The organism is Mesorhizobium sp. M4A.F.Ca.ET.090.04.2.1 (assembly GCF_003999085.1).
Lineage (GTDB): Bacteria > Pseudomonadota > Alphaproteobacteria > Rhizobiales > Rhizobiaceae > Mesorhizobium.
On record NZ_RZOT01001005.1, the window covers coordinates 1 to 583 of the forward strand.

1 protein-coding gene and 1 pseudogene are annotated in these 583 nt (G+C 66.7%); both read right to left on the bottom strand.

The features are described from left to right. Window positions 1-141, bottom strand: a 141-nt coding sequence (locus tag EN781_RS33750) for an NAD(P)-binding protein (protein ID WP_127400791.1), incomplete at its 3' end; no start/stop codon positions are given. Window positions 142-430: 289 nt separating this feature from the next. Further along, a pseudogene (locus EN781_RS35720) lies at window positions 431-583 on the bottom strand (cyclase family protein); the annotation flags it as partial.

The window sequence follows — 583 nt, forward strand, 5'->3', positions numbered from 1 at the left end:
GATCTCCTCGGTGCGCATGCAACCGCCGATGCGGTCGTTGCGCTCGAGCACGAGCACCTTCGCCCCCTTGCCGCCCAGCATCGCCGCGCAGACGAGAGCGTTGATGCCGCTGCCGACGATGATGTGATCGGGGGCGTTCATTGAGGGGTGCTCCCGGGTGCTGGCAGTTGAAGGTCAATCGCGCAAAGCCGCGTTCCTTCGCGCCCCCCTCTGCCCTGCCGGGCATCTCCCCCACAAGGGGGGAGATTGGCCGCCATCACGGCTTTCGCCAATTGTCCACGGTGCAGGGTTGAGCGGGGCGCCGAAACTGCCGTCCGGCAGGACAGAGGGGGGCGCCGTAGAGCGCTGACGCTCCAGGACGGCTGCCTCGACTTCATCATCACGACATTGCCTGCGAGCATGATCTTCTCCCGAAGACCGCCACCTCGCCCTATTTGCCCGGCACCAGCGCCAAGGCGCGGATCGGGCTGCCGGTGCCGTGCTCGATCTTGAGCGGCGCGGCGATCAGGATCGCGCCTTTCGGCGGCAGCTGGTCGAGGTTGCAGAGGCTGGCCAGACCATAGCGGTTGGCCTTGTGCATCAG